The following is a 3161-nucleotide window of genomic DNA, read 5'->3' on the forward strand; positions in this document are numbered from 1 at the left end:
CGCGTGGCGCGCGAGGTGGGCACCGAGGGCAAGCTCGGCGGCCAGGCCACCGTCAAAGGCGTGGCCGGCACGTGGAAGGACTTGACGGACTCCGTCAACTCCATGGCCTCCAACCTCACCAGCCAGGTGCGCAACATCGCCGACGTCACCACCGCCGTGGCGCAGGGCGACCTGTCCAAGAAGATCGAGGTGGACGTCAAGGGCGAGATCCTGGAGCTCAAGAACACCATCAACACCATGGTGGACCAGCTCCGATCCTTCGCCTCCGAAGTCACGCGCGTGGCGCGCGAGGTGGGCACCGAGGGCATCCTGGGCGGCCAGGCGCGGGTGGAAGGCGTCTCCGGCACGTGGAAGGACCTGACGGATTCGGTCAACTCCATGGCTTCCAACCTCACCAGCCAGGTGCGCAACATCGCCGACGTCACCACCGCCGTGGCGCAGGGCGACCTGTCCAAGAAGATCGAGGTGGACGTCAAGGGCGAGATCCTGGAGCTCAAGAACACCATCAACACCATGGTGGACCAGCTGCGCTCCTTCGCCGCCGAGGTCACGCGCGTGGCGCGCGAGGTGGGCACCGAGGGCAAGCTCGGCGGCCAGGCCGACGTGCAGGGCGTGGCGGGCACGTGGAAGGACTTGACCGAATCGGTCAACTCCATGGCCGGCAACCTGACCTCGCAGGTGCGCAACATCGCCGACGTGACCAAGGCCGTCGCGGCGGGCGACCTGTCCAAGAAGATCACGGTGGACGTGAAGGGCGAGATCCAGGAGCTGAAGAACACGGTCAACACCATGGTGGACCAACTCCGCTCCTTCGCCGCCGAGGTCACGCGCGTGGCGCGCGAGGTGGGCACCGAGGGCCGCTTGGGCGGCCAGGCGGACGTGCAGGGCGTGGCGGGCACTTGGAAGGACTTGACGGAGTCGGTCAACTCCATGGCCGCCAACCTCACGGTGCAGTTGCGCGACGTCTCCAAGGTCTCGGCCGCCATTGCCGGCGGCGACCTGACGCAGAAAATCACCGTGGACGTGCGCGGCGAGATCCTGCAGATCAAGAACGTGATCAACACCATGGTGGACCAGCTCTCGTCCTTCGCGGCCGAGGTCACGCGCGTGGCGCGCGAGGTCGGCACCGAGGGCCGCCTGGGCGGCCAGGCGCAGGTCAAGGGCGTGTCCGGGGTGTGGAAGGACCTCACCGACAACGTGAACTTCATGGCCGGCAACCTGACCTCGCAGGTGCGCGGCATCGCCAAGGTGGTGACGGCGGTGGCCAACGGCGACCTCAAGCAGCAGCTCACCGTGGAGGCCAAGGGAGAGATCGCCGCGCTGGCCGACACCATCAACTCCATGACGGACACGCTGGCCACCTTTGCCGACCAGGTGACCACCGTGGCGCGCGAGGTGGGCGTGGAAGGCAAGCTGGGCAACCAGGCCAAGGTGCCGGGCGCCTCCGGCACGTGGAAGGGCCTGACGGAGAACGTCAACCAGCTCGCGGCCAATCTCACGACGCAGGTGCGGGCCATCGCGGAAGTGGCCACGGCCGTGACCAAGGGCGACCTCACGCGCTCCATCACGGTGGAGGCGCAGGGCGAGGTGGCGGCGCTCAAGGACACCATCAACGAGATGATCCGCAACCTCAAGGACACCACGCAGAAGAACACCGAGCAGGACTGGCTCAAGACCAACCTGGCCAAGTTCTCGCGCATGCTGCAGGGCCAGCGCGACCTGGTGACGGTGGGACAGATGATCCTGTCGGAGCTGGCCCCGGTGGTGGGCGCGCAGCAGGCCGAGTTCTACGTGCTCAGCGGCGCGCCGCAGCAGGCCCGGCTGAAGCTTTTTGCCAGCTACGCCTCCAGCGGCCAGGGGCTGCACGGCAAGGAGATCGGCCTGGGCGAGGGCCTGGTGGGCCAGTGCGCGCTGGACAAGCAGAAGATCCTGCTGACCAACGTGCCCTCGGTTTCCTTCCGCATCGCCACGGCCCTGTCGGAGACCGCGGCGCTGGACGTGCTGGTGCTGCCCATCATCTTCGAGGGCCGCGTGCGCGGCGTGCTGGAGATGGCCTCGCTGCAGCGCTTCAACCCGGTGCACGAGGGCTTCCTGGACCAGCTCACCGAGTCCATCGGCATCGTCATCAACACGATAGAGGCCAACACCCGCACGGAGGACTTGCTCAAGCAGTCCCAGTCGCTGGCCCACGAGCTGCAGCAGACCAACCAGGAGCTGCAGGAAAAGGCCAAGTTGCTGGCGCACCAGAACCAGGAGGTGGAGCGCAAGAACAGCGAGGTGGAGCAGGCCCGCCAGGCGCTGGAGGAGAAGGCCGAGCAGCTCGCGCTGACCTCCAAGTACAAGTCGGAGTTCCTGGCCAACATGTCGCACGAGCTGCGCACGCCGCTGAACTCGCTGCTGATTCTTTCCGACCAGTTGTGCCGCAACGCCGAGGGCAACCTGACCTCGCGCCAGGTGGAGTACGCCAAGACCATCCACTCCTCCGGCAACGACCTGCTGATGCTGATCAACGACATCCTGGACCTGTCCAAGATCGAGTCCGGCACGGTGGCGGTGGACTTGTCGGAGCTGCGGCTGGACGACTTGCAGCGCTCGGTGGAGCGCAGCTTCCGCCACTTCGCGGACTCCAAGCACCTGGGCTTTGCCATCGAGATCGCGGAGGACGCGCCCGCGGCGCTGCTCACCGACGTGAAGCGGCTGCAGCAGATCATCAAGAACCTGCTGTCCAACGCCTTCAAGTTCACGCACCAGGGCCATGTGCGGCTGCGCATAGGCGCGGCGCCGCAGGGGTGGCAGCCGGAGAACGAAGAGCTGCGCCGCGCCGGGGGGCCCGTGATCGCCTTTGCCGTGTCGGACACGGGCATAGGCATTCCGGCGGAGAAGCAGCAGATCATTTTCGAGGCCTTCCAGCAGGCCGACGGCTCGACCTCGCGCAAGTACGGCGGCACGGGGCTGGGCCTGGCCATCAGCCGCGAGCTCTCCCGGCTGTTGGGCGGCGAGCTGCGCCTGGTGAGCGCGCCGGGCGAGGGCTCGACCTTCACGCTGTACCTGCCGCAGGCCTTCAACGCCTCGCGCGCCCCGCGCGGCGCGCACCGGCCGTCGGATGCGCCTGCCGCGGCGCTGCCCGCGCGCGAGGCCGCGTGGCCCGCGCCGCCGCGCAT

Annotated in this window: 1 protein-coding gene; it reads left to right on the plus strand. The window is 67.7% G+C overall.

Annotation, left to right across the window (positions count from 1 at the left end; all coding sequences use genetic code 11):
- A partial coding sequence (locus ALA01S_RS30560) for a HAMP domain-containing protein (RefSeq protein WP_157119417.1) occupies window positions 1-3161 on the plus strand: 3161 nt, incomplete at both ends.

The sequence above is a fragment of the Azohydromonas lata NBRC 102462 genome, from assembly GCF_001571085.1.
In the GTDB taxonomy this organism is placed as follows: Bacteria; Pseudomonadota; Gammaproteobacteria; order Burkholderiales; family Burkholderiaceae_C; genus Azohydromonas; species Azohydromonas lata.